Below are 1,117 nucleotides of genomic sequence, written 5' to 3'. Positions count from 1 at the left end.
AGCAACCGCAAAGCTGGAATCCTTGCGACTGATGTTTATGACTTTGAATCAAGCATGGATATTCAACTGACTCAAGACAAGGCTGGACGTTTGGACTACAGCGAAAGTTTGATGACCCACGCCATGGTCTTGACAGGTGTGGACTTGGACGAAAATGGCAAGTCAACCAAGTGGAAAGTTGAAAACTCATGGGGAGACAAGGTCGGTGCAGATGGTTACTTTGTCGCCTCAGACGCTTGGATGGACGAATACACTTACCAAATCGTTGTCCGTAAAGAATTGCTGACAGCAGAAGAACAAGCTGCCTATGAAGCAGAACCAATCGTACTTGCACCATGGGATCCAATGGGAGCCTTGGCAGAATAAAGCATAAAGAAAAGAGGTTAGGGGAATCCTAGCCTCTTTTTAAGTTCTTCTTGAAGTGGCGATAGGTGATGCTTGCCAAGGGAGTTCTCCTTATTTTGAGTCTTTAAGTGACAGAGAAAAAGATATGTGTTATTATAGTAGTACAAAAGGATATCGGAGTAGAAATGAAGTATTTAAGTAGCCAAGACATCAAGGATCGTCAACGAAATATCAGCGACATTAAACCCTACAAAACAACCAAGGAAATCGTCGTTTCAAATATCTTTACCTTCTTTAATGCCATGAACCTGGCTCTGGCAGTTCTGGTAGCCACAACCTTGCGATTTGAGAACATGCTCTTTTTAGGTGTGATTGCTATCAATACAGCTATCGGGATTTTCCAAGAAGTGCGTTCAAAAAATGCTTTGGAAAAGCTAAGTTTGCTTGGTAAAAGTAAGTACAAGGTCAATCGAGATGGTCAAACGATCGAGATTGATCCAGAAGACATCGTTCTGGGGGAATATCTGCATCTCAATCTGGGAGATCAGGTACCTGTCGATGCAGAAGTGCTTGAAGGAACGATCGAAGTGGATGAGTCCTTGCTGACTGGTGAGAGTGATTCAGTCTTTAAAACAGCAGGTGACAAGCTGATGAGCGGAAGCAATGTCGTTAGCGGTACTTGTCTGGTTACGGCAACGGCGGTCGGACCCGATAGTTATATCAACAAACTCGCAAAATCCAGCAAGGAATTCAAAAAATACCCTTCTCAACT

General features: G+C 43.4%; 2 protein-coding genes. Both read left to right on the top strand.

What is annotated here, in order from left to right; all coding sequences use genetic code 11:
* Window positions 1-366, top strand: a 366-nt coding sequence (locus GMD6S_RS09365; protein ID WP_000313376.1) for a C1 family peptidase, incomplete at its 5' end; no start/stop codon positions are given.
* A gap of 164 nt (window positions 367-530) precedes the next feature.
* A partial coding sequence (locus GMD6S_RS09360) for a P-type ATPase (RefSeq protein ID WP_000876386.1) occupies window positions 531-1,117 on the top strand: 587 nt, incomplete at its 3' end.

The organism is Streptococcus sp. GMD6S (genome assembly GCF_000297015.1).
Note: the sequence above shows the minus strand (reverse complement) of the source record. Positions and strands in the feature narration are given on the sequence as shown.